The following is a 25529-nucleotide window of genomic DNA, read 5'->3' as shown; positions in this document are numbered from 1 at the left end:
TCGAGTCTAAACTCTATATTTAAATCTTGAAGGATAGAAACAAAATAGGCAAAATGAGTACTTATTGCCTTCTACTTTGCTATTGGCTTACTCTCTATCAGCCTTACTATTGCCTCAGAGACGCTGCAGTTCATATTCTCCTTAACCCTTAGCAGTTTCCTGTAAGCATCAAGGGTTATGTACACTGGTATAGAACCAGTGCCCTCTAGCAAGGCCTTGACCCTGTACAGTCCATTCTCTATCCCTCTCTCTGCCTCCTTCTCTATCTTCACCTTATCCATTATGCTACCTATGAAGCTCAATGGTAGATCGTAATCTACAGTCATCCTTGTTCTAGTCCTATTCTCGCCAACATCCTCAAACTCAACTGTTATCATCCATTTCTTGAATGGCCCATCTATCTGCTTAGCAACTATCTTCCTCTCTGGTATATACTCTAGCGTCTCACAATCCCACTCAAGAACCTTGCCTCCAAAGTTACCTGTAATCCTGAATACTGTACCAACACCAAACCCTTCCTTAACCTCTATTGGGATTACATTCATACCTATCTCCTTTGGGAACTGCTCAGACATGTGCTCTGGTCTAGCAAAGTATGTGAATACCTCCTTCACTGGAGCGTTTATTATAACCTCCTTGCTTATAGTAGCCATTGTGTTTCTTATCTAGAAAGAATAAGGATTTAAAGGTTTCCTTCTTGCTTCTTACCTGTTCTTAGAGCAGTGTACCACAATGCATAAATTTAATCCAAGAGAAGTAATACAGAGTATTAGAATGAGGTTACCAATCCTAGCAGTAGTGATTATAACAACACTAACAATATCCATAATTTTGATTGCGAGTAATCGCTATGCATATGCTCATCCTGTACTTCTTGAATCCCAACCAGCAAACCTTGCTAAGCTTAATAGTGCACCAACAGAGATAAGGATGAGGTTCAGTGAGGCAGTTGAGATAGGCTTCAGTAGGGTAGAGGTTCTAGACTCATCTGGCAATAGAGTTGATAACAACGATCTAACATATGATGGGGGTGATGAGTCAAGACTCAAGGTAACATTAAAGCCATTACAAGATGATATATACACAGTAAAGACCAGAGTACTTTCAAAGGTTGATGGACATGTGGTGGATTACACAACGATATTCGCTGTAGGCAATGTTGAGTTTAATGCTGAGAGCATCCCTACACTAAGCAGTAAAGAGATAGTACTCTTGCCAGAGTCACTTGCAAGGTTCCCAGGGATGGTTGGGCAGAGTATCATGTTGGGCTCTGGTATAGCAATGCTGATCATTGCTAGAAGGAAGTTAGGCTACATAGTAGAAAGCATACATGACTCAAGGCTTAGGATGCTCCTCATAGTTGCAGCAGTTGCAGTTATAGCATCAGGCATAGCAATGATAAGTGTAAACACTGTAAGGCTTGAATCAAGCATAGTTGATGCACTAACCAACAGATATGGGACGATAGTACTTGTTAGGCTTGGTCTTGCTCTAATACTCCTTGCAGCGTTGGCTGCTAGGAACAGGTATACTGCTTATGCATCTATAGCAGTAGGAGCAATTCTTATAGCAAGCAATAGCCTGCTTAGCCACTCTGCAGGTCTAGCAGAGCCATTGTTACCAACCTTAGCAGACTTTGTTCACAACATAGTAGCATCGATATGGGTTGGAGGTTTGATTTACATGGCTTACACACTATTACCATCATCAAGGGAAGATTCTCTAGTCCTAATCACTATACCAAAGTTCTCAAGCATGATTGTGTTATGCCTTGCTATAGCATCTATAACTGGTACACTAATGCTCTTTGCCATAGAGAGTAACACTACTCTACTACTAAACAGCACATATGGCATGCTACTGCTCATAAAACTTGGTATAGTTGGTGTTATGACAGGGTTTGGTGCGTACAACCAACTCATCCATAAGAAAGGTATGAGGAGTATGCTCATTACTCCAGCAGGGAAGAGTAAAGGTACAACAGGCATCACAGGTTCTCTTAGTAGGGTATTTGCAAGGAGTGTGAAGGTAGAGTCGATTATAGGCTTACTACTCATGCTAGTAATAAGTATGATAATCAATACAGTGCCTCCAGAGGGAGAGAGTATAAAACTGCTTGCTACCCAACCCATAGACAATGGTATAGATGGTGTAGCAGGAGGTAAAGTTAATAGGCTCACTGGTTATTGGCTAGATGATCAGGTTAGGATTGTTCTTAACATAGAACCTGCTATGCTTGGAGAGAATAGGTTCACTCTAACACTAACAGCGCCAGATGGTAGCATACTTGCTGATGTATCAACAGTTAAGATCAAGACATCAATGCCTAGAGAAGGGATTGCCCCAGTTGAGTATCATGCAACATCTATAGGCAATGGAAGGTACACTGGGAGCATAACATTCTCTACCTATGGTTCATGGACTGTAGAGGTTCTTGCTAGTAGAGAGGGGGCATTGAATATAGCAGTGCCATTGGAGTTCAACCTCAAGCCTAGGCTGGATGATCTTATACTTGAGGTGGTTGAGTATGCAATGCCAGCAAGTGATGCAGAACCATATCACCTTGTAGTTGACGGTAGGATGCTCTGGATAAGTGATGTTGGGAAGCCAAGGATATGGCTATTCAATATGGATAGTAAGGAGTTCAAGGAGTACAGTATAGATGGCGTTAACCTTGTAACCATCTTAAGCAAAGATGTTAATGGAAGGGTATGGTTCGTAGACCCGTCAAGCAGCAAGTTTGGTTACATAACAAGGGATGGTTCATACAAGTTGTACGATGCACCAGAGAATGCAAGGTTAAGTTACATAATGGCTGATAGCAAGGGCATGGTATGGCTAGCATTGCTTGATAAGGATGCTGTAGCATCATTCAATGCTAGAGATGGAACATTCAAAGTTTACGCATTACCAACCAAGGAATCATTCCCCATAGCACTGCTAGAGGATGATCAAGGCAGTATATGGGTTGCAGAATCAATAGCAGGAAAGATAGCAAGGATAGAGCCAGAGAGCATGGATGTTAAGGAGTATATGCCCAAAGAACCTCTCAAGGAGCCTACAGCACTCCTTCTAGATGGCAATGGCAACATATGGATAGCAGAGCATGTAGGCAATAGAGTGGTTATGTTTAACCCTATACTTGAGAGGTTCACACCATACAATGCAAACGATAGCGAAGCATTACCATTCGGGCTAGCAGAGGATAGATATGGTAATGTATGGTTTGCACAGCATGTGATACCAAAGATAGGTGTGCTTGACCCTACTACAGGTAAGGTTAGGGATGTTGATATACCAACAAGCAATCCATTGAACCAATGGATTGCTATGGATGGTAGTAGTAATACCTTGTGGTTTGCAGAGCCTGAAGGAAACAAGATAGGGAGTATAGCAATAAAGGCTAAACCATCTCTAGCAGTTCCTGTAGGGGATGGTGTACAAGTGGATGGCAAGCAGGAGGTAAAGAGCATACAATTTAGGCTTGTAGATGCTGCTATCCCCATACTAACATCAATAATAGTTATAGCATCTCTACTCTTTGCAAAGGGAATAAACGATTACAGAAGGGTTAATCAGATCATAGCAGGCAAGTAAGTGATTATACTATACTATTATTATCATCAATAACTATCTATTTATTTCGATTATTGTACTATAAATGAATTAATAAAAGGAATTCTCTACCTTATACGATGAAGAGATTCTTAGTTATGCTAACTGTAGCAGCCCTACTACTCTCCACATTTACAGTTGAAGATGCATATAGCCATGGTCTTGGGAGAGGTGAGAGCATAGTAAAGAGCGTTGGCAATAAGATTGCGAAGCTGTATGTTGAGTTGGTGCCAGAGATGAAGAGGTATGGGAGCATGGGAGAGCAGACACTTATGCTAGAACTTAAGGATGCTGAGAGCAACGAAGGTATAAAGGGCGTTGGATACGAACTGAGGGTTAGCAGGTTTGCAACCAACGAACTACTCCTTCATGATAGGTTCTACTCATCAACAGACAAGGCTACCATAAACTTCCAGCCTACTATGGATGATACATCAAGTGTAGAGGGTAAGAGGAATGAGTCTGGCTTCTACATAGCAGATGGTAGTGAACCTCTTACAGTTAGAGGCAAGGCATTCAGGGATGCTGGCTTGTATAGGATAGAGGCTAAAGTGCTTGCAATAGATGGTAATATGCTTGAGGAGGCTGGTAGAGCATCGTACGAGTTGCTCATAACACTATCTGAGGTAAGGGAGTTCAATGTAGCATATGAGGGTAAAGAGTATAGTATAGAAACCATATCCTACTTTGATGCAATATCTGACTTCAACTTCGACCCAGCAAGTATGAGCATTAGGGCAGTTATGCCATTCAACTGGGATAGGGAGTTCGTTCAGGATATACCGCTCTTCCACTTTGAGTTCTACATAAGCAAGGAGTTCCATGCACTAGCAAACAAAGAGTTCAAAGGCATGCTTAATGGTGTTGAGGAGCCTATAACGGTTGATAGAGCAGCAGAGGGGTTCGTTGTGGTACACTACATGACACCTAAGAATAGGCTATTGAGCATAGCAGATAAGGTTCTAGCAATGCCAGATGCTATGAGGGATAGTATGATAGTAGAGTTGGTTCCAGTTGGGGATGTTAATGATGGAGCAAGTACTACACAGCAAGAAGGAGGGCAGGTAGATCTCTCAACATTAGACTGGAGCCCTGTACTCAGAGCAACATCAAGCAAAGGTAGTATCCTTGTAGAGATGCAGTTTGCTCCAAGCACGATAAACGTTAATGATACAGTCTACTTTAGATTCACATTCAAGGATCCCAAGACGGGAGAGGAGTTGAAGAATGTTAGATACGATGTGATGCTCTACGATGCGCATGATAAGCATATAGATAGGAGCCATAGGAGCAAGACGATGCGTACTGTGCAGGTTTATGATGGTTCATTCTTCACAGAGCAAGGTAACTACACACTACTGCTAACCGATGTTAACGATACTGGGGAGAGCGCTAGATTCAGCATAACAGTAGTACCTGAATTCCCTCTAGGCATTGCTATAGTCATAGCAAGTATATCCCTGTTAATTGTAGCGTTGATGAGTAGACTAGGATACCCAATAAAATTATCCCACTAGAATAATGGTGTAAATCAATGATATAAACAATCTTTATTATTTTCTATCTGTTCGATTGTTGTACCACAAATCTTTTCTATAATGTTAGAATAGGTATTGTATGATGAGCAAATCTACAGTGGTGGTTGCTGCTGCAGGTATAGCCATCTTTATGGCCTTTACAATAGCATATGTTATACCATCAAGTACTGCACAAGAAGGGATGAAGACTGATGTTGTTAGGGATACTGTAACATTGCTGCTAGATTGGAAGAGGATAGAGCCCAATGACTTCATCCTGATATATGATGCTACCCCATACCATATAATGAATGGGCATGTAGCATTACGAGTGCCATGTGATGCTGATGGTGAACCAGTTATAACAGTGCAAGTTGGTAATGCAGAAGAGGGATTGTTGGAAGAGCCTGAACTCAATCTACTAGACAAAGTTTCAGAGAAGGGCAAGATGTGTGTATACCATGCTGATCTTATGAGCACCCACGAAGAGGGTAAAGCAATGGGCAAGGTAGTTGATGTTGTGTTGAAGAATCCTCACAATAAAGTAGTAACACTCCCAAGAGGCTCATCAGTAGTTGTTGGTGTAAATGAGATAATGAAGGGCGAAGAGCATAGCAACGGGCATATGTAGCCTATTCATATTTTATTTATGTTTAGTTTATATATAAGAGAATATCATCTTATTCATGAGGAGTATACTCAATTCGATTGGTGTACTAACTCTGGCCGTGCTCTTACTGATGATGAGTAGAAATGTGTATGCACATACTAATATTACTGCTGGCAACGTTGAGATAGTAGTAGGATGGTTGAATGAGCCCCCAGTTGTAGGAGAGAGGAATGCAATATACTTTGAGTTCATAAGGGATGGCAAGCCTTATGCTGTTGATCCATCTAATCTGAACATAGAGGTTAGGTATGGTAATGCAAAGAAGAGTATAGATATAGAGCCTCTAGAGGATAAACTTGGGGTTTATATACATCCAATAATACCTACTAGGACTGGCACCTATTCTGTATACATAAAAGGTAGTGTAGCAGGGAACCCTGTAGATGGTAGTATACTTATAGAGGATGTTGAAGGCAAGGGAAGGATAGCATTCCCAGATACCGAAGGTAATGATAGTGCAAATATAGCACCAAGGTTACAAGCAGCGCTAGCAGAACTGCAGAAGAGTATAGATTCTCTATCAACAAAGGTCGATGATCTTAGCATGAAGGTTAATGGACTGGAAGAGAGTAAGAGTAAACAGGTTGATAATGCATACAACTACAGCATGGTTGGGCTAGGGCTTGGTGCAGCAGGGGTTATAGTTGGAGTTAGTGCTATGATAGTAAGGAGGAGCTGGAATAAGCAGTAAAGATAGTATTATGAAATGTAAACAACAGATGATTGACCTACATTATTTTCATAAACCTATATCTGTTTAACGTTGCTATCATGCCTATTGTACTTGCGAGTATAATTAGGGCTACTGGAACTGGGAACTCTGGTACAACCCTTATTGAGAATACTGCTTGCTCCTCTGGTATTGGTATGAAGAGTATGCCAGATACCTTGACTGTAATTGTGTATGGACCTTCAGCAGGGAATGTAACAGGTAACTCCTCTATCCCAGGTGTTGAATGTGTAACTGGCTGCTCGAATACGCTATTACCATTAGCATCCTCTATAATAACAGAGTAATCAACGTGAAGTTGTATCCTAGACTGATCTGGTTGCAAGAACCTTATCTGCATCTTCACATCCTTGTTTGGCTCTGGTTCAGACCAGAACCTCACCTCAACGTATAGAGAACCTTTATCTGTCTTCGTAACTATAGGCTCTGTTAGACCTATGCTTTCTCCTTGAGCATATACTCTTGCGATTGATGGTGATGTGAGTGCTAAAAGAAGCAAATGTACTGCTACTACCATCTTCAGAGCCCTTCTCATCAATCCTAACATCATATCCTATCTCGCTTGCATAAAAATCTATCTAATAGTGTATAGAAGGGCAGATAAGCCTTATATTATAGATCAACAAATATCTCCTACAATGAGAGCTAAACCACTAAGCATTATGATATTGCTAACAACGCTTCTAGCAGTGCCATACATGCAGATTAAGCCTGTTCTAGGCCATGGACTACACTCTGATGAGGTTGCTATAGCAAACCTTGGAGGAAGAGCCCTAACAGGAAGGGTAGAGATGTATCCTCCATCCCTAGATACAAAGAACCTGCCAGATGAAGCATTCATAAGGATAAGGGTATTCGATGCAAATAATAATAACAACATCTCAAACGTATCCTACAACATAAGGGTTACGCAGGGTGGCAAACTACTGCTTTTGGATAACTTCTTCTCCCCAGATGGTGACCTTTGGCTAAGAATAAAGCCAGATCCAAAGATGAAGCAGCCAATGATAAGTGCTCCTCAAGAGCCTACTGGTTTGCCAAAGTGGATAGGGACATTTGATCATCCTGTAGAGATTAAAGGTCCAATAATTACAGATGGAGGACTATACGAGTTCAAGATAGAGATATGGAGCATAGATACACCAAAGGTATTACTTGAACCTACGTTGAAGTTCAATGCGTATGTTACTGTAGCAACAATACAGGAGTATGAAGCACCAATAGGCAAGGTTGAAGTTAGATCCTTCTACGATAAGATACTTACCCTAGATTACAAGGAGGATAACAATGCTATAACATTCACAATGCCAATGAACTGGGATAAGAAGTATCTTGCTCAAGTCCCATTCATACACCAAGAGGTTGTATTCGATGATGCAACAAAGGTTGCTGATAAGTACACTGGTCTCTTGAATGGCTTTAGGTTGCCAGAGAACAATATAGTGATAGATAGGAGTGCAGAGCAACCTGTTGTACACTTTATGATATTCAACAACACACTCCAGAAGATTGCAGATCACTTTGCAGAGATGGGTACACAACCAAAGATAGCAGAGTTCACCCTTATCCCTGGAGAGGTTGATGTTGGTACTCCATTGGAGGTTGAAGCAGGGCAGTTATCAAAGTACAGTGCAACTGGTGCATACCATATCAGCATATCTGTGCCAGATACAATAGAGCCAATGAAGCCAACAGCATTTGCAATAAGCATAATGGATGCTAACACAGGAGCATACAAGGATGTACTCTACCAGTTTGTTATAATAAAGGATGGACAGGAACTTGCTAGAAGGAATGGTGCTACCCTTGGAGGCTCAAGTGTTGAGTACTTTACCTTCACAGACCAGCATGTTGGACCTGTAACAATAAGGCTTGAGAAGATAGGTAATAACGAGCAGGAGAGTGCAGAGTTCTCTGTAACAGTTGCACCAGAGTTCCCATGGGCTATCTTTGCTCTCATAGGTGCTCTAGGCTCTGCAGTAGCCCTTGCTAGGGGTAGATTTACTTTACTAGCAAGGTAAAAGAACACTTTTATTTTTAATAGATTTATACATGGGTTAAGATTATAGAGTAATGACAAGTATGCATCAAGTATCACTATTGACCATACCTCTCATTCTAACCATGCTGGCTAGCAGCGCTTATGCACATCAATTATTCAACTCTGGGGAGTATAGGATAGCAGGTTACCTTATCCAAATTGCAACACAGCCAGAGATACCTGCGCCAAACACAATAGCAACTATACTTACTAGGGTTGCAGATAACAATGGTAACGATCTTAATGATGTAACTATAGGGTTGAGGATACTGAAGAACGATACTCTAGTGTATGCCTTTCCTCCAACGATTGCAAGGGATGGGCACCTTACGCTAAACTACGTATTCACTGAGCCTGGTGTATATGTCATAGAGGTTGATGTTTACAACACCGATGGTAGTACAGTAAGTGCGAAGTTCAACATTGGTATAGTTAGGGAGTTTGGTTACATATTCATATCTATGGTTGTGCTTGGAGCAATCATGCCTGCTGTTATAGTTGCTGGCATAGTTATATACAAAAGGAGGAGGAAGAAGGAGTTTCAACTGGATAATAATATATGAGATTTTTATTCGTTCCTAACTAACTCACTCACTAACACTCTTAAGGTTCTCCCTATACATTCTATTTGCAGCGATTGCTGTTAAGAGAGTTGATGCAAAGAGCAATGTACCTATTCCAAGGTGTATTGATACTATCAGTGGGTGTAGCCTACTATCTATGACTATTACACCAAGCACTATCTGTGTTATAACAAAGACTGCAGCAAGGGTAGCAGTTAGCCTTAGCCTTGAATTCCTCACACGCCATGAGAGAGCAGCCATTGTTACTACAGATATTCCAGCCATCAATGCAAATAACCTGTGAACCCACTCAGCCATTATCTCCTCACTTGGGAGAAAACTACCCCTACATGTTGGCCAGTCTATGCATGATAGCCCTAGACCAGCAGCACTAACATAGCTACCTAGAACCATAACACCATAAACAGATACTAAAGCAAAAAATGAAGTGTAGACCAGTGGTCTCATCCTGTCTTCATCCATCCATCTCCATCTATTCACATCATTTATGCTTTACTATCACTCAACTATGAACTTGCCCTTCATGCCTAGATCTGCATGACCTGGCACTAGACATATGTAGTAGTACTCTCCAGGCTTATCAGGCTTGAATGTTACAGAGCCTTCTTGGTTTGCTAATAGGAACTGTGTTGATGAGCCAACTGCTGCATTGAACACTACACTATTGACATTTGCAGGATCGCTAACTATACCAAATGCATGAGGCATCTTTCCGTTATTCTTTATGTGTATTGTTACTGCACTACCTGTCTTAACCCTTATCTCAGGATTGATCTCGCCATTAGCAGTGAAGTGCAGCTTTACAGGACTCTCCTCCTCGAATGTGAATGAAATATCTGCTTTATCTGTGAATGTTAAGATGTTAGTACTACTCCCAGTTGTCTCTGTTGTGGTAGTACTTCCTACACTCCCACTAGACCTCTCCTTGACTATGAACTTGCCCTTCATGCCTAGATCTGCATGACCTGGCACTAGACATATGTAGTAGTACTCTCCAGGCTTATCAGGCTTGAATGTTACAGAGCCTTCTTGGTTTGGTAATATGAACTGTGTTGATGAGCCAACTGCTGCATTGAACACTACACTGTTGACATTTGCAGGATCGCTAACTATACCAAATGAGTGTGGCATCTTACCATCGTTCCTAACATTAATGGTTATGCTATCACCAACATACACCTCTATATCTGGATTGATCTGGCCATCAACCTCGAAGTGCAACTTTGTTGGGCTCTCCTCCTTGAATATGAATGTGAAGGTTCTACTCTCTCCTGCTGGTACACTTGCTGGTGTTGGTGCAGGAGTGGCTGAACCAGTTGTACCTGCCTTTGCTACCTGATTCATTGGAGGATACTTATGCCAGAAATCACCCAAGCCAAAGTGTAAGCCTCCAGCTATTGCCATTATTATCAGTATCAAGGCTATTCCCTTGCCTAATCTGCTTCCTGTTGTTCTAATGATGTGGCTCTCTTCTTCTGTAGTCATAGTATATCTCACCTATACCAAATGGATCACGCATATCTGCTGGCTTGCCCTTTACAGCATCCCTTATGAGCAGTATTATGAAGGCTATCATCCCTATACCTATCAGATACGCTCCTATACTTGCTATCTGGTTCAATACTATTATAGTTGGGTCTGGCACATAATCCCATACCCTTCTAGGCATACCGTATAGACCTACTATGTGCATTGCAGTGAATACTGTAGCAGTGCCTATGAATGTGAACCAGAAGTGCACATTCGCTAGCCTCTCACTATACATCCTTCCAGTTATCAATGGGAACATGTAGTAGAGGAAGCCCATGAATATGAATGATACAGTACCCATCAGCATCATGTGGAAGTGCCCTACAACCCAGTATGTATCATGCGTGATGAAGTCCAATGGTAGCGTTGTGTTAACAACACCTCCAGCACCAGATGTGAAGAATAGCATTATACCTCCTATGACGAACTTCATTGGTGCAGCAAACTTTATCCTACCTCCCCACATCGTTGCCATCCAGTTGAATACATGCATTGCAGACATTGGGACTGCTGCAAGAGTTCCTACCATGAAGACTGTCTTCTCTGTAAATGTCAACCCTGTAGCAAGCATGTGATGTGCCCATGATGCAAATCCAATTATAGATAGCAGTAGGAATGCTATAACACCAGAGCCATAGCTGAATATTGGCTTCCTTGAGAACTTTGGTATCAGCTCATACGCCATACCTACTGCAGGTATAAGGAATATGTACACCTCTGGATGGAATGTGAACCAGAATAGGTGCTGGTATGCTATTGGATCCCCTCCCCTAGCAGGGTCGAAGAACCCTGATACCCCTAGCCTATCGGTGTAGAGCATGATGAGTGCTGCTGTGAATGTTGGTAGTGCTGCTAATGTCATCAATGAGCTTACAAGTATAGCCCATACCAGTAGAGAGGTCTTCATCATAGGTAGATCTGGATGCTTGCACTTGAGTATCGTAACTATGAAGTTTATTGCACCAAGTATAGAGGATAGGCCTAGAATCTTCAAGCCAAAGATCCACATATCTGCAGCTGGACCTGCTGCCCTCATCGTTGAGTATGGTGGATATGCCATCCATGTTGTATCACTCCATCCTAACCATATCAGTGCTGCCCCTGGTACAGCCATCCAGTATGCTACTGCATTAAGCCTAGGATATGCCATATCCTTGTACTTTACTAGGATGGGGATTAGATAGTTCCCCACACCAGAGATGAATGGGAGTATCCAGAGGAAGAGCATGGTAGTACCATGGACGGTGAATATCCTATTGAATAGATCAGAGTCTCCTATAATTGTGGTGCCAGGTGTTAGCAGTTCAGTCCTTATCGTTAATGCTAGAGCCCCTCCAAGCATGAAGAAGACTATTGATGTTATTAGGTAGAGGAGTGCAACATCTGTATGATGCGTAGAGAAGAGTATCTGCCAGAGCGGTCTTGGTCTTGCAACCTCTATAACCATATCATATCACCTCATGCTTCAACTATTAGGTTAGCCCTCATGTTGTAGTGCAGCAACCCACAGTACTCCCTGCACTGTATTAGGTACTCGCCAACAGCATCCTCTGGTATCTTAACCCATATTGTATTTACCCTTCCTGGAACAGCATCTATCATAACTGCAAAGTGAGGTATGTTAAATGCATGTATAACATCCTTGCCAGTTATCTCGAACTTGTATACCTTCCCTGCCTTGAGATGGAGAGTACCAACCTCCCTTGTACCATCTGGATGCTCAAACGTCCAGAACCACTGTTGTCCTGTAACCTTTATGGTTATGTGATCCTTTGGAACCTCATGCAGCAACTTCTCTCCATACCATGCCTCAGCCCCAACCCATATTAGTAGGGAGACCACAGCTCCCACGTATATCCATTCATATATAACATGGCTACCCATGCTTACCACCTATACCTACCTACTCTTCTCCTCTACAGCCCTCTGCTTCACCTTCTTCTCCTTGAACTTGAATATTATATATACCAATGTGCCCTGTACTATTGCCCCAACTATGAACGCTGCTGTCATCATCTTGTAGAATAAACCCCATGCAAGAGCACTCCTATCAACAACATTTTCCTGTGCATATACTATGCTGACAGTAGAGAACAGTGTAAGGACTGCAACAACAGCCAGAATACTCAGATTCCTCATTGTGAAAGAGGGACTGAAATTAAGATATAAATCTAACTGTAGGAAATACATCTATAGATAGCATCTATAGATAGCGCATCATGCTTGTAACATTGTATGCTAGGAGTTCATAGTTACTGCTTGAATGTGATACTATTGTTAGAGATGATGTCTTTATCTGCATGTTTAGGAGTATCTCAGCACTAACCTTGAGTATATTCTGTATAACAGCCTTTATAGGGTCAAGGTGTGTTATGAGCAGTACATTACCATCGTGCCTACTAGCAGCATCATCCATCATGCTGAGTACCCTTGCCTTTATTGAGTTGAAGTTCTCCAAGCCATACATGCTGCTTACATCCTTGCCTGAGTAGAACTCTAGCAGAAGATCTCTATGCTTATTGACAACATCAAAGTAGTTCATGCCTGTTAATCTACCCATATCTGTCTCTGTAAGCCTCTCATCTATGGTGTATGGTAAACCAAGGTTCTCCCCAACTATGCTTGCAGTCTCAACTGCTCTTGCTATAGGGCTTGTGTATATAGCCTCTATACGCATAGGCTTGAGCATCTCACACATCTCTTGCACATGTAACTTGCCTCTCTCAGTGAGATGGTATACTAGTGTCCTGCCCGTAAGTATATGCTTAACATTATTCAAAGCCTCCCCATGCCTCATCAGTATTATAAGGCTCATACATGATGTACACCAAAAGTTAATATAAATTCTTCAATGCTCTAGCATGTATGAGGATTGGACTGGTTGGAGGTACAGGAAGGATGGGTGAAGGGCTAGCATTGAGATGGTGCCCTAAGCATGATGTTGTTATAGGCTCTAGGGATGCTAACAAGGCTGCTTCTGCTGCTCAGGGGTATGTTAAGGAAGCGCTTGAACATTATGGTAGGATGGATGGTAGCATAAGCGGGGATGAGAATAGCAGGCTTGTAGGCTACTGTGATGTTGTAGTGCTATGCATACCTTATGAGAATGCAGAGCCTACACTTGACAGCATAGCCCAGAACCTAAGGGATAATAGCATAGTTGTATGCCCAATAGTGCCTATGAGCAAGAGCAAGGAAGGGTTCATATACCTACCTATGCATGAGCATAAGGATTCTGCTGCAGTGATGGTAAGTAAGAGGCTCAAGAATGCTAGAGTCGTTGCTGCCCTGCATACCATATCTGATGTGAAGTTGAGAAGGTTCAATGAGCCAATAGATACTGATGTGCTTGTATGTGCAGATGATAAGGATGCTCTAGCAGTTGTTAGCGAACTCTTGAAGGAGATAAGGAATCTACGCCCAATCTACGTTGGCCCCTTGAGCCTAGCATATCAGGTAGAGGGCATAACACCTATGCTCCTAAATGTTGCAAGGCAGAACTCGCTCAAGAACCCTAGCATAAGGATAGCATGATTGGTATTTACCATAGCCTATCTATATCCTAGCCTATATCTATCCATCTACTAATTTATACATGCTAGTGGATTGGTTGTTAACCATCCATTCTATCAAAGGATTTAAAGATGGTTAACCAATCTATCATGTGGTAATAGCAAGGAACTGGGTAAGTGCTATGGGCGTACTCTTTTTAGTTACTGCAGTTATAATACTGCTCAGGGATATAGCGTTATGGGGGCCTGAGTTCGTTCTAGACTTTATGATGGATAATAATATGAATAGTGCAAAGTTTGTACTAATCATGTTTGGTATCTCTGCTATACTCTTCCTATACAGCAACAGATACGAGCGTACAAGGATAGAGTGAGCGAAGATTCTAGATTTATATTTATAGTTGGTGTGCCTATATTATTAGTGGAATAGGATAAGACTTGTTTAACCTCTTCTCCTACTCTATCTTACCTATAACGAGAGTGAACAAACTCCTCAAACCTGTTCATTGCTTCCTCCAGCACATCCAATGAGGGAAGGTATACTAGCCTGAAGTGCATAGAGCCCATGCTACCAAAACCTGAGCCATGAACAACTAACAGGTTCTTGCTCTTCAAGAGGTCAAGAACAAACTCAGCATCACTCCTATAGCCCAATGAGCCATCTATGCGAGGGAATATGTAGAATGCACCTTTAGGCTTAGCATATATGTTAATACCATGAATAGCATCCAAACGCTTCATAACATAATCCCTCCTAGCACCCAACATGCTAACCATATCCCTGATATGGTCTTGAGGACCCCTAAGGGCCTCTACTGCTGCCATCTGCACTGGTGTATTTGCAGATAACCTTAGCCTTGCTAATTTACCAACACTTGTCCTCAACCCATCAAGCAATCTTGCATTTGAGTTGAAGCATATGTAGCCTAGCCTCCATCCAGTCATGAGGTACACCTTTGAGAACCCGTTCAGTATAACCACAGGTGCATCCCTAGCATACCTGCCTATGCTTGTGAAGTTATCGAAGACTATCCTATCGTATATCTCATCACATACAAGGTAGAGGTTATGCTCTGCTGCAGTATCCACAAGTGCCTTGAGCGTATGCTCATCTAGTATTGAACCAGTTGGGTTGTTTGGGTTTATAACGAATATTGCTCTACTCTTGCTATTTATCTTGCTCTTCAGATCATCCATATCTATCCTCCATCCCTCATGCTCTAGTGTAGCATACTCAACAGGCTTAACCCCTCTAACCCTAGCGTATGAGAGGTATGGAGGGTAGCATGGACCTGGGACTAGAACCTCATCCCCTGGCTCTGCTATGCTTGATATTATCATATCTAGTGCTTCAGATACACCATTTGTTACTACAACATCCTCTGGCATTACATGCATGCCTTTTGCAGACTCCTTCTCTGCTATAGCCTCCCTTAATTCCCTAACCCCTTCAGACTCTGCATAGTAGTTCTTATCCTCAAGCACTGCCTTTATAAGAGCATCCTTGATATGCTTTGGTGTATTGAAGCCGTAGAGTACAGGGTCTCCAATGTTAAGGTAGATAACCTTGTTACCCTTCCTCTCCTGCTCTCTAGCATACTGTATGATATCCCTTATCGCATACTCAACCCCAGCAACATATCTAGATATACTTGGTGCTGATGGCATGCAGTGCAGTAACATATACTATGATAAATTCTTTTTACCATGCTATCTGTCTATGATAACTAACAGAACTTGCAAATAAGCAACAAGAAGTGATTTGTAATTTAGGATCGTTACATAATAACTATCTATGATCTTGCAAGCATAATATATAATAATATAATCTTCTACCTATTAGTAATTAAATGCATAGATATGATGTTGCAATAGCAGGAGGAGGTATTATAGGATTAACAATAGCATATGAGTTATGCATGAAAGGCTTCAAGGTTGCCATACTAGATGGTAATGATGCAAGGATGGCAAGTAGTTATGGCAATGCTGGATACGTATCCCCATCCCTAGGTCCTCTATCCATGAACATTAGAGAGGTTGAGGATACTGCAAGATACTTTGCTAATAAAGCCTCTGCTGCTAGCCATGACTATGGCAAGGGGTTCATGATGATAAAATCATCTGTAGATAGAATCAACAATCCAATGATAAGAATGCTTATAAGGACTATGGCTCTGGAGAGCAAAGATTGGTATGCTAGGATGAGCAGTAAACTTGGCTTTGTGTACAAACACTCAGGCCTGCTTGAGGTCTATCTAACAAGGAAGGGCTTAGAGCACAGACTCGAGCAAGTTAAGCATCTAGCATCAATACTTAACATACCATACGAGGTACTTGCAAGGGATGAGGTGCATACACTTGAGCCAGCTGTCAATGAGGTATGTGAGGGTGCACTCTTCTACCCAGATGATGCATTTGTAAATCCTAGGAGTGTGATGAAGGCATTGAGAGATGCACTAACTGCCTTTGCTGTATTCCTTGGCAATCTGGAGAGTATAGAGTACGATGGAGCAACAACAGCAGCAGTAGTAGTAAATGATTATAATAATAAGGTGAGGGTCAGATCATTCAAGACCGCTAATGCAAGTGTTCATGCATCTACATACATAGTATGCACTGGTGCCTACAGGGTTGAGGGTATTGATCTACCAGTTGTACCTGCAAGGGGATACATGCTTGAATTGAGATCTAAAGATAAGGCATTGCCTATTCCTGAGCATACTATACTATGTGGTGAGCATAGGGTTGCTATATCAGTACATGAAGATTTGAGGATCACTGCTATCTTTGAATTGTGTAGTGTTGGGAGTGCAATAGTTGAGGAGAACTTTGCTAAACTCCTTGAATGGAGTAGTAGGTATATTACGTTTGGTGATGATATTGCTATAGTTGATAAATGGAGTGGGTATAGACCATGCACACCAGATGGTCTTCCAATAATAGGAAGGGTTGGTGATTATAACAATTACAGTAGTAATCTCATAGTAGCAAGTGGGCACTGCAGGCTTGGGATAACTCTAGCCCCAACAACTGCTAGGCTTGTTGCAGAGTTGGTTGAGGGAAGGGATCATATCCCAGATGCTCTAAAACCTAATAGGTATGGCTTATGAGTAAGAGATGGGCCCGTGGCCTAGCAAGGATAGGGCGGCTGGCTTCGGAGTCATGCAGTATATAAGATGTGTTGGTTGGTTGATTGGTTGGTTGGTTGATGAGTTGGATAATGGATGGATAGATGGATGGAGCAACCAGCAAGTCGTGGGATCGAAGCCCACCGGGCCCACCAGAATCTAGAATAACATCATCCATAGTTGATAGCCTTGCTCATAGACCCTTGGAGCCAAAGAATACCTCGTGATACATTGCACCATATGCACCATGCTTGGTGGGTAAGATAGATACGCTCTGCCATGGTTGCATATAGATACCATTGGAGAGAACTACTACGGTATCCCTTCCATCTACACAACAATACCATCTTATCGATAGACTCTCTCCAGCATCTACAGTGAATACATGCTTCTTCTTATCATCATTATTATAATTAGGTTCTCCATAGAACTCATGCACTATAGCATCCACCATTGCTTCACCATTACCATGGTATAGTGCAAGTACCTCTTCAGCAGATAACGCTCTATCCCATATACCAACTGCATATACCATGGCCCTTGCTGTGTAGCTGTAATCTGGCATTGCATTGATGTAAACATCGTATCCATTACTCACTGGCATAGCTCTAACCTCTTTTCTTGCAACAGGTATACCATCAATATACATAACTACACCTGCACCACCATCATCCCTAACTACTGCAAGATGATGCCATCTTCCATCTGCATAATCCTTCCCATCACTACTAACTAGAGAATGATGCACTCCATCTCTATCATCCCACCCATATACTATGGAGCCATCTGAATCTATGCCTAACATGAATGAGATATTTGATTTGGTTAATGGATCCCCCTTCTCTATCAGAACTACTGGTCTACTTGAACCCTTTGTCTCGCTCAAGAACCATAATGCTATACTCATCCTCTTGCTATTCATCCTATCATCATGCTTTATCATTGCCATCTTACCATTAGAGCCATCAAAGAGTTTACCATCATGCATCTTAACCCTTCCATCATCAACGTATAGGTAAACCTCCTCTACTCTTACATTCTTACTTGCACCCCTCTTCTCCTTGCTTATGCTTACCTCATCATAGATGTTACCATTGATGTCTACTAGTCTAGTCTTCATTCTAGTGCTCTTATCATCATTAGTTATCTCTATCTGCAAGTATGCTGGACTGTTCTTAAGCCTCTCCCTTCCTATGCTCTCTGCAACTATCCCTTTAACCTCATCTGCATTGCTCTGATCTGCACCTCCAGTACCAACTATGTACTGTATCCTTCCATGCTCCTTGCTTAGATCATAACTGCTCTTATCCTTGCTTGCTACTGAGTTTATACCCTTGAGGGGATAAGTCCTTGTGTAATGATGCGTATCCCCAGATAGCACTATATCAACACCAGCATCATCCATCATTGCTACATATGGCTCCCTTACCTTTGCTACAGCATCACTTGCTCCAACGTTTAGAGAGATGTGCATGAGTACTATCCTCCAGTCTATGCTCTCATCCATCTTTGCCATGCTTAGATTGTACCTTGCCAATGCGTACGTTGCGCTATGCTCATCTATGCTTGCTAAACCTCTTGGGCTCTTTGCCAATGAGTTATCTATGCCTATGAATGCTATGTTATGATACTTCATGTAATAGGAACCAGACGCAGGGATGTTGTATGCTCCCCTTATATCCATCATCATCCCATATGTTGGTCTATACCTAGAATCCCAATAATGGTTGTCATGGTTACCATGTACAGCGATAACCTTATCTGGTGGGAATGAGAATGCATCTGTGAAGCATCTAGCATCATCCAACCTATATGAGTAGTCTCCAAGCAAGAGCACCTTATCTGGATTGTACTGCTTTATGGCATCTGCAAGTCTATTATATAATCTGTTATTACATGATATATCTCCAACTGCAGCTAACTTGATCTTCTTTGGTACCCCATCTACACCTTCTGCTACATCATCGCTACTCTTTAATGCTACGTACTTCAACACCTTGCCATATGCATCATTAGGCACAACCACATTCATTATATTTGCAGTACCTCTCTCCTGCAGTTCTGGAATAGTAGCACTAGCATGATACCAAGCATAGATGCTAGCATGCACATCAATGACTACTAGAGTTGGGGATGTAAGCAGTGCAGCAAACAACAACAGTATCAATATACGGTTATGATTATGTTGGTGGTGGTAGCGATAATAATGATGATAATAATAATGATGATGGTTGACCATAATCTAATAATTCGTGCCTACTATTTATTCTCCTTTACCACCTTACCATTAGCATACATAACCTTCATAAGTAGAAGGGTTGAGTTGAAGGCTAGAGCAAGTACATTTGCTACCACTATTATTGCATCTTCTCTGAATATGCCATATATGAGCCACATAGATGCCCCAGATATGAACAATAGCATGAGGTAAGGGGAGAGGTCATCTAGCCTCTTCCTCTTATAAGCCTTGAATATCTGGGGTATGAAACTGCTTGTGGTTAGAACTGCTGCTATCATGCCTATCATGGTATCTATCAACATACACTTCTTCCTTCTTCCGTATTGTTATAAGAATATCTAATAAAAATGCTTTCCTAACCTAAACTATATCTTTTAGCAATGCGAATTACTTGTATGAGCATATATGAGCATCTAGTGCTCAAGATGGCAAGGCGATGGATTGCTGGCTCAAGCATGCAGGAAGCGTTAGAGTATGCAAGACAAGCAAACTCAATAGGTATGAAGGCAATAATCAACTGCTTGGGAGAGCATAGCATAAGCAAGGATGAGGCTAAGAGCAGTACAGATGAGTACATAAGACTTGTAGATGCTATACACTCTAGCGGTATTGATGGCTCTATATCTGTCAAGTTGACACAGATAGGCTTGGATGTGGATTACGATACATGCAATGGTAATCTCATAGGGATAATAAGGCATGCAAGCATGTATGGTATGTTCATATGGATAGATATGGAGTCATCACCATACTATGAGCATACTGTAAGCATGTATCTTGATATGCTCAAGCATTACAGGAATATAGGCTTAGCATATCAAGCATACATAAAGGAGCACTCATTAGATATAATGCATATACTTGAGAGTGGAGGCATAGTAAGGTTGGTGAAGGGTGCATACAGGGAGGATGCAAGTATAGCGTATAGGAGCAAGAGGCATGTTAATGCTAGCTTTAGGAGGCTAATGCGCATACTCTTCAAGCACTCAAAAGGCATGTTTGCTATAGCAACCCATGATAATGCGCTTATAGAGGAGGCTATAGCATTGAGCAAGGAGCATCAAGGCAAGGAGTTTGAGTTCCAGATGCTTAAAGGGATAAGGGATGATCTTAAGCATATGCTTGTAAGGCAAGGGTTCAAGGTTGCAGAGTACATACCGTATGGCATAAACATATCTGGCTATGTGTATAGGCGCATAAGGGAGAGGCCATCAAACCTACTGCTCCTTGCAAGATCACTACTGTAACTATCTAGCATATTATACAAAGGATTATAGATAAGTTCACAACAAGATTACTATATCCTGTAGAAAGTGATAGGGTATGTATGATGATAATGATAAAGAAGGTAGTAATGATGATCGGAGCAAGGGTAAGTGCTACTGTTGGCATATCTGGAGGATACTGAGTTGGTGCTACTGCTGTGGACATTGTGAGCAATGCTGCAGTAGAGGCTGCGAGTGCTATAGGTGCAAGCATATAGCAAACAGTAACAGGAGGATTGCGTGGTACAAGGTAAATGGTTACAGGTTGTATAGAAAGGATATGTAGGATGGATGGTAGAAAGTAGTATCGCTAAATAACTAGCATCATCCTATATAATCATGAGCATATAGTCTGGCTCTGCTCCCTCATGAACAATGGTAGATAGTAGATGCTCCCAGTGCCCTTGCCACTTATACCAGACATCTTCCATCCTACGAATGGCTGTGAGCCTACCATGGCACCAGTTGTAGCGCTCCTCCCTCTATTAACATACACAACCCCAGCCTCTATCCTGTCAAGGAAGTATCTAACCTCATCCTCATCACTGCTGTATATGCCTGCTGTTAACCCATACTCACTATCATTACACATTGCTATTGCATCATCAAGCCTATCATAACTTGCTACTGCAAGGAATGGTAGAAAGAGTTCCTCTCTTAGTATGACGCTATTGCTATTGAGGTTATCAACTATTGTAGGCTCAACGTAGTAGCCATACTTGAACATACCATCTGTAACCTGCCTCCCACCTATGAGTATCCTACCATCCTTGCCTGCAATGCTTGAATACATTGCATACTTGTCGTATGCTGCCTTGTTTATCAATGGACCAACGAACGTATCCCTCTCTACAGGATTGCCAACTTTGAGGGTTGATGTAAACTCAACAAGCCTTGATACAAACTCCTCGTATATGGATGAGTGTACATAAACCCTTGAACATGCACTGCACTTCTGCCCTGAATACCCAAATGCTGCTCTTGCTACACCCTCAACCGCCTTGCTTATACTTGCATTGGCAGTAACTATGGTTGGGTTCTTGCCACCCATCTCAGTTATAACTGGCCTTGGCCTTGATGCATTAGCCTTAGCATATATGCTTAGACCAACATCCTTTGAGCCTGTGAATACTATACCATCAACATCCCTGCTAGATACAAGGGCATTACCAACAGTACTTCCAGAGCCAGTAAGCAGGTTGAGTACACCATCTGGTAACCCTGCCTCCTCAAGTATCTCAAAGAACCTCAAGGCTGTTAATGGTGTATCACTTGCTGGCTTGAGTACTACAGTGTTGCCAGTTATCAGTGCTCCAGAGCACATGCCTGCAGTTATTGCAAGGGGAAAGTTGAACGGTGCTATAACAGCGAATACACCATAAGGCTTCATTATACTATAGCATCTCTCATCTGGATATGCATTCTTCATAACCCTAACATAACCATCATTCCTCTCCATCTCATATGCATAGTAACGCATGAAGTCTATTGCTTCATCAACATCAGCCATAGCCTCATACCTGTTCTTCCCATTCTCATAAGTCATAAGTGCTGCAAGATCGTACTTGCTACTGCTCATTATATCTGCTGCCTTCCTGAGTATACCAACTCTATCCCTGTAATCCATCCTACTCCAATGCATGAATGCCCTCTTTGCAGCATCTACTGCTTGGGATACATGCTCTTCGCTACCAAGGGGAAACCTTGCCACTACTATCCTTGTATCTATCGGTGATCTATCCTCAAAGAACTTACCTGTTGATACCCTCTTCCCATCTATAACCATTGGGCACTCCTTACCAAGGTTCTTCTCAACATCTGCTATACTCTCCTCATACCTTGCATGGAATGATGATGCTTCTTCTCTAGCAAGTAACCTAAAGTATGTCATCTCATGTTCAAACTCCATATGAGTGGATTGTTAATGCTTTTACTTAACTCTTCCTCTACTAATGATATAGTAGACTAATGATATAGTAAACTCAACCCTTCCTATTGATCTGCATTGACCTACTCGTATTATCATAACCATAGGGTTCTACATGTATCATCGCTATGGCATTCAACTCATCCCTTATCCTCCTCTCCAACCTAGAGATGATCTCGTGAGCCTCCTCTATACTTGTATCTGCATCTATACTGCAGTGCATATCTATCCTCGTCAGCATATCATTACATCTATACACACCTATCCTGCTGATCTGCCTTACCCCTTGCTCAGATGCTATACTCCTTATTCTAGCCTCCAACACTCCATCCCTTAACTCCTCAACCATATCCATCTTTGGCATGATAGGCTCTATATGCACCATGACATCCCTGATTCCTTTAACCCTTCTCTTAACCTCATACTCTACCATGTCAGCAACTTTATGAGCCTCATCCAGTCTAAGGTTTCTATCAACCTGTACATGCATGGATACTATCAATGCTTCAATTGCATCGCCATTATCATTATCATCATTATTATAACTACCATCTTTATCCTTACTCCTATCCTTAGCCTTATCCTCGCTACTATTTACATTCTTCTTCCTAACCCTCTCCCTAGATACCACGACGTTGTGCACATCCTTAACCCCATTAACCCCTGATGCTATATCTGCTATGATATGCTCTATAGGCATATGCTCATACTCTGGCTCAAAATGTACCATAACCCTGCTAGCCTTTGCAACCCTCATGACTGCATGCTCAACCTCACTGCTTATCGCATGTGCCCTACTGAATGTAATGCTACCTTCCAATACTACTGTAACATCTGCAAGTACATCCCTGCCTACCTTCCTCATCCTAATATCCTTGCAGTACTTGACACCATCTATGCTGAGTATGGCTCTTCTAGCCTTCTCAACTAACGATGGGTCTATTGCATCTGTAAGCTCCATGGCAGATGAGTATACAAGCCTAGATGTAAGGAAGATTATCATCCCAGCAAGTGCTATAGATGCTAACCCATCAGCAGCATAGAGACCATTGCTAGCAAGTATGAAGCCTATGAGTGCTAGCACTGATGAGCCTAGATCTGCTATTGCATCGTAGAACCCAACCCTCGTACTCATCCCATGCATGCTATATGCAAGTACTACAGCCCTGAACACCGCTACGCATATAGCTACTGTAACAGCATAAAAGGCTAGCATACTAGGCACTATACCCTCAGCCCCAACTATCCTGAAGAGTGACTCTCTAACTATGAAGATGGCAACTATGAAGAGTGCAATACCACCTATCAACCCTGCTAGCGTCTCTAGCCTACCATGCCCATACGTATGCTCCATATCCCTGGGCTTCATGCTCATGCTTAGCATGATGAGCAGTATAGCAGTAAGCAAGGCGTCAAATGAGGCATGTATCCCATCGCTCAGCACAGCCATGCTATTACTTGCAATCCCTGCTATTATCTCGAAGAGAGCAACGCTTGCTATTGCTATAAGCGAGAGTGATAATGCACTCTTCTGCTCCATCCTCTTTACAGGTTTGAGCACATATAATATGCGCTCATGGCTAATAAGTACTTATATGCACTATTGTAGAGAAGATAAACAAATTAGAAGTAATAAATAAATGAAAAGAGGGTTAGGAAAGCAGTTTAATGCTGTAGTCTATACATGCCTTTACCTCTAGCCATAAATACAGCAATGCCTGTAATCAATGCTAGTATGGGCAAGACTGCTACTGGAAACTCTGGAATAACCTCTGTACCAACTATCTTTATCTCATGTATACTATGCATGTAGAGTATTCTTATCCCTTCTTCTCCAGTATCTGGCTTTGTTATCTGCATAGTTATAGCAGGTTCACCATCTATAGTGACTATATATGGTCCCTTAAGGATGTTGTTTGGATATATATCTGTAATTCCAAGAGAACCTCTTTCACCCTCTACGTTGAACGAGATGGTCTTGCTTCCAGCATCGAATCTAAGATTCTTAACATCTGAGTTACTGTATATATTTAAAGGAATATTCTGACCATCAACACTGACCTCCTGTGTAAAATCCTTACTAACACTCTGGCTAATATCCATAGATCTTGCGTTAGATATCCTCAGTGTATCTAATGCCTTATCAAAATCACCAACATAGCTACTGTACTTATCTACAGTTGAGGCGAAGAGTAGCATCACGCTTCTTATCGTATTATCCTTCTCTTGTGATGCATTGAATAACTTTGCCCTCATTGTAACTGGTTTACCATCAAACTCTACTTCGCATTCTACCTCTACCACTACACCATTTACACCACTAACACTCTTGTTATTGAAAGATAGCAATTTGCACTTTGGCTCCTTTACACGCTCATCACTCTTACCAAACTGAGTATCCTTGATGCTAGGTAAAGTAGCCTTTTCAATCACAGTCACATTCAACATAATCATTGGACCTGTAGGGCTTACTGATGATGGATCCTTTATTCCTCCTGGCATAACTACTGCCATTGCAATCGTATTACCCATCCCCATAATCAATGGCATCTCCATACCACTCCATCCTGCTGGGAATGTTATCTCAATACCAGCATTATCATTTACATACCTCCCACTAACCTCTTTGATACTTGGTATTTGTGGTATCTGTCCCTGAGCGTAGAGTGTAGGCATGGTTAACATCATTATCACAATACCTACAATTGCTAGACTCACGTATTTCATAGTTGAATGATATCAACTTAACTATTTAAGTTTTATGGAATGTT

The 25529-nt window shown here is 41.8% G+C and carries 25 protein-coding genes and 1 tRNA gene; 12 read left to right on the top strand and 14 right to left on the bottom strand.

Annotated elements, in window-relative coordinates; translation table 11 throughout:
* Positions 1-71: 71 nt before the first annotated feature.
* Positions 72-653 carry an SRPBCC family protein gene (locus CRG89_RS01760; RefSeq protein WP_103286658.1) on the bottom strand — a complete coding sequence of 194 codons (582 nt, stop codon included), beginning with the start codon at positions 651-653 and terminating at the stop codon, positions 72-74.
* 178 nt (positions 654-831) lie between these two features.
* Here CRG89_RS01760 and CRG89_RS01755 point away from each other — a divergent pair, with 178 nt between their 5' ends.
* From CRG89_RS01755 to CRG89_RS01740, 4 genes are all read left to right on the top strand, one after another.
* The gene (locus CRG89_RS01755) at positions 832-3597 is read left to right on the top strand and encodes a virginiamycin B lyase family protein (protein WP_158648661.1); all 2766 of its coding nucleotides are present in this window, start codon (positions 832-834) and stop codon (positions 3595-3597) included.
* Between the two features lie 98 nt (positions 3598-3695).
* Positions 3696-5132 carry a hypothetical protein gene (locus CRG89_RS01750; RefSeq protein ID WP_103286656.1) on the top strand — a complete coding sequence of 479 codons (1437 nt, stop codon included), beginning with the start codon at positions 3696-3698 and terminating at the stop codon, positions 5130-5132.
* Between the two features lie 100 nt (positions 5133-5232).
* Entirely contained in the window at positions 5233-5763 is a 531-nt protein-coding gene (locus tag CRG89_RS01745; RefSeq protein WP_103286655.1) for a hypothetical protein, read from the top strand.
* 55 nt (positions 5764-5818) lie between these two features.
* The gene (locus CRG89_RS01740; RefSeq protein WP_158648660.1) at positions 5819-6493 is read left to right on the top strand and encodes a hypothetical protein; all 675 of its coding nucleotides are present in this window, start codon (positions 5819-5821) and stop codon (positions 6491-6493) included.
* Between the two features lie 37 nt (positions 6494-6530).
* On the opposite strand, the gene CRG89_RS01735 is transcribed toward CRG89_RS01740, so the two are convergent.
* The gene (locus tag CRG89_RS01735; RefSeq protein WP_148695266.1) at positions 6531-7067 is read right to left on the bottom strand and encodes a hypothetical protein; all 537 of its coding nucleotides are present in this window, start codon (positions 7065-7067) and stop codon (positions 6531-6533) included.
* Positions 7068-7170: 103 nt separating this feature from the next.
* Between CRG89_RS01735 and CRG89_RS01730 the strand changes: the two genes are divergently transcribed.
* Both CRG89_RS01730 and CRG89_RS01725 read left to right on the top strand, forming a co-directional pair.
* On the top strand, positions 7171-8553 hold the full coding sequence (locus tag CRG89_RS01730; protein ID WP_103286652.1) for a hypothetical protein: 1383 nt from the start codon (positions 7171-7173) through the stop codon (positions 8551-8553).
* A gap of 52 nt (positions 8554-8605) precedes the next feature.
* Complete coding sequence (locus CRG89_RS01725) at positions 8606-9136, top strand: COG1361 family protein (RefSeq protein WP_103286651.1); 531 nt, start codon at positions 8606-8608, stop codon at positions 9134-9136.
* Between the two features lie 24 nt (positions 9137-9160).
* Here the strand turns inward: CRG89_RS01725 and CRG89_RS01720 are convergent, their stop codons facing one another.
* From CRG89_RS01720 to CRG89_RS01695, 6 genes are all read right to left on the bottom strand, one after another.
* The gene (locus CRG89_RS01720) at positions 9161-9619 is read right to left on the bottom strand and encodes a COX15/CtaA family protein (RefSeq protein ID WP_217349414.1); all 459 of its coding nucleotides are present in this window, start codon (positions 9617-9619) and stop codon (positions 9161-9163) included.
* A gap of 36 nt (positions 9620-9655) precedes the next feature.
* Positions 9656-10642: a plastocyanin/azurin family copper-binding protein gene (locus tag CRG89_RS01715; RefSeq protein WP_103286650.1), complete on the bottom strand. Its 987-nt coding sequence runs from the start codon at positions 10640-10642 to the stop codon at positions 9656-9658.
* Positions 10611-12134 carry a cytochrome c oxidase subunit I gene (locus CRG89_RS01710; protein ID WP_103286649.1) on the bottom strand — a complete coding sequence of 508 codons (1524 nt, stop codon included), beginning with the start codon at positions 12132-12134 and terminating at the stop codon, positions 10611-10613. The genes CRG89_RS01715 and CRG89_RS01710 overlap by 32 nt, the downstream gene beginning before the upstream one ends.
* Positions 12135-12145: 11 nt before the next feature.
* A complete protein-coding gene (locus CRG89_RS01705; protein WP_103286648.1) occupies positions 12146-12571 on the bottom strand; it encodes a cytochrome c oxidase subunit II in 426 nt (141 codons plus the stop codon).
* 15 nt (positions 12572-12586) lie between these two features.
* Positions 12587-12826, bottom strand: a complete 240-nt coding sequence (locus tag CRG89_RS01700; RefSeq protein WP_103286647.1) for a cytochrome c oxidase subunit II — start codon at positions 12824-12826, stop codon at positions 12587-12589.
* Between the two features lie 64 nt (positions 12827-12890).
* Positions 12891-13502: a histidine phosphatase family protein gene (locus tag CRG89_RS01695; protein WP_103286646.1), complete on the bottom strand. Its 612-nt coding sequence runs from the start codon at positions 13500-13502 to the stop codon at positions 12891-12893.
* Positions 13503-13552: 50 nt separating this feature from the next.
* Between CRG89_RS01695 and npdG the strand changes: the two genes are divergently transcribed.
* Both npdG and CRG89_RS01685 read left to right on the top strand, forming a co-directional pair.
* Positions 13553-14221 carry an NADPH-dependent F420 reductase gene (gene npdG / locus CRG89_RS01690; RefSeq protein ID WP_103286645.1) on the top strand — a complete coding sequence of 223 codons (669 nt, stop codon included), beginning with the start codon at positions 13553-13555 and terminating at the stop codon, positions 14219-14221.
* Positions 14222-14351: 130 nt separating this feature from the next.
* Positions 14352-14573 carry a hypothetical protein gene (locus CRG89_RS01685; RefSeq protein ID WP_197706609.1) on the top strand — a complete coding sequence of 74 codons (222 nt, stop codon included), beginning with the start codon at positions 14352-14354 and terminating at the stop codon, positions 14571-14573.
* A 91-nt stretch (positions 14574-14664) separates the two neighbouring features.
* Here the strand turns inward: CRG89_RS01685 and CRG89_RS01680 are convergent, their stop codons facing one another.
* Entirely contained in the window at positions 14665-15867 is a 1203-nt protein-coding gene (locus CRG89_RS01680; RefSeq protein ID WP_103286644.1) for an aminotransferase class I/II-fold pyridoxal phosphate-dependent enzyme, read from the bottom strand.
* A gap of 182 nt (positions 15868-16049) precedes the next feature.
* Between CRG89_RS01680 and CRG89_RS01675 the strand changes: the two genes are divergently transcribed.
* On the top strand, positions 16050-17309 hold the full coding sequence (locus CRG89_RS01675; protein ID WP_103286643.1) for an NAD(P)/FAD-dependent oxidoreductase: 1260 nt from the start codon (positions 16050-16052) through the stop codon (positions 17307-17309).
* A gap of 9 nt (positions 17310-17318) precedes the next feature.
* A tRNA-Arg gene (locus tag CRG89_RS08560) sits at positions 17319-17482 on the top strand.
* A gap of 38 nt (positions 17483-17520) precedes the next feature.
* On the opposite strand, the gene CRG89_RS01670 is transcribed toward CRG89_RS08560, so the two are convergent.
* Both CRG89_RS01670 and CRG89_RS01665 read right to left on the bottom strand, forming a co-directional pair.
* Positions 17521-19437, bottom strand: a complete 1917-nt coding sequence (locus CRG89_RS01670) for a LamG-like jellyroll fold domain-containing protein (RefSeq protein ID WP_158648659.1) — start codon at positions 19435-19437, stop codon at positions 17521-17523.
* A gap of 149 nt (positions 19438-19586) precedes the next feature.
* On the bottom strand, positions 19587-19868 hold the full coding sequence (locus CRG89_RS01665) for a SemiSWEET family sugar transporter (protein WP_103286641.1): 282 nt from the start codon (positions 19866-19868) through the stop codon (positions 19587-19589).
* A 93-nt stretch (positions 19869-19961) separates the two neighbouring features.
* Here CRG89_RS01665 and CRG89_RS01660 point away from each other — a divergent pair, with 93 nt between their 5' ends.
* Together CRG89_RS01660 and CRG89_RS08555 are read left to right on the top strand one after the other, a co-directional pair.
* The gene (locus CRG89_RS01660) at positions 19962-20813 is read left to right on the top strand and encodes a proline dehydrogenase family protein (protein WP_158648658.1); all 852 of its coding nucleotides are present in this window, start codon (positions 19962-19964) and stop codon (positions 20811-20813) included.
* A 76-nt stretch (positions 20814-20889) separates the two neighbouring features.
* On the top strand, positions 20890-21117 hold the full coding sequence (locus CRG89_RS08555; RefSeq protein ID WP_148695269.1) for a hypothetical protein: 228 nt from the start codon (positions 20890-20892) through the stop codon (positions 21115-21117).
* A 51-nt stretch (positions 21118-21168) separates the two neighbouring features.
* Here the strand turns inward: CRG89_RS08555 and CRG89_RS01655 are convergent, their stop codons facing one another.
* From CRG89_RS01655 to CRG89_RS01645, 3 genes are all read right to left on the bottom strand, one after another.
* The gene (locus tag CRG89_RS01655; RefSeq protein ID WP_103286639.1) at positions 21169-22740 is read right to left on the bottom strand and encodes an L-glutamate gamma-semialdehyde dehydrogenase; all 1572 of its coding nucleotides are present in this window, start codon (positions 22738-22740) and stop codon (positions 21169-21171) included.
* 73 nt (positions 22741-22813) lie between these two features.
* Complete coding sequence (locus CRG89_RS01650) at positions 22814-24319, bottom strand: cation-efflux pump (protein WP_103286638.1); 1506 nt, start codon at positions 24317-24319, stop codon at positions 22814-22816.
* Between the two features lie 104 nt (positions 24320-24423).
* A complete protein-coding gene (locus tag CRG89_RS01645) occupies positions 24424-25485 on the bottom strand; it encodes a hypothetical protein (RefSeq protein ID WP_148695270.1) in 1062 nt (353 codons plus the stop codon).
* Positions 25486-25529 lie beyond the last annotated feature (44 nt).

The sequence above is a fragment of the Candidatus Nitrosocaldus islandicus genome, assembly GCF_002906215.1.
Classification (GTDB): domain Archaea; phylum Thermoproteota; class Nitrososphaeria; order Nitrososphaerales; family Nitrosocaldaceae; genus Nitrosocaldus; species Nitrosocaldus cavascurensis.
Note: the sequence above shows the minus strand (reverse complement) of the source record. Positions and strands in the feature narration are given on the sequence as shown.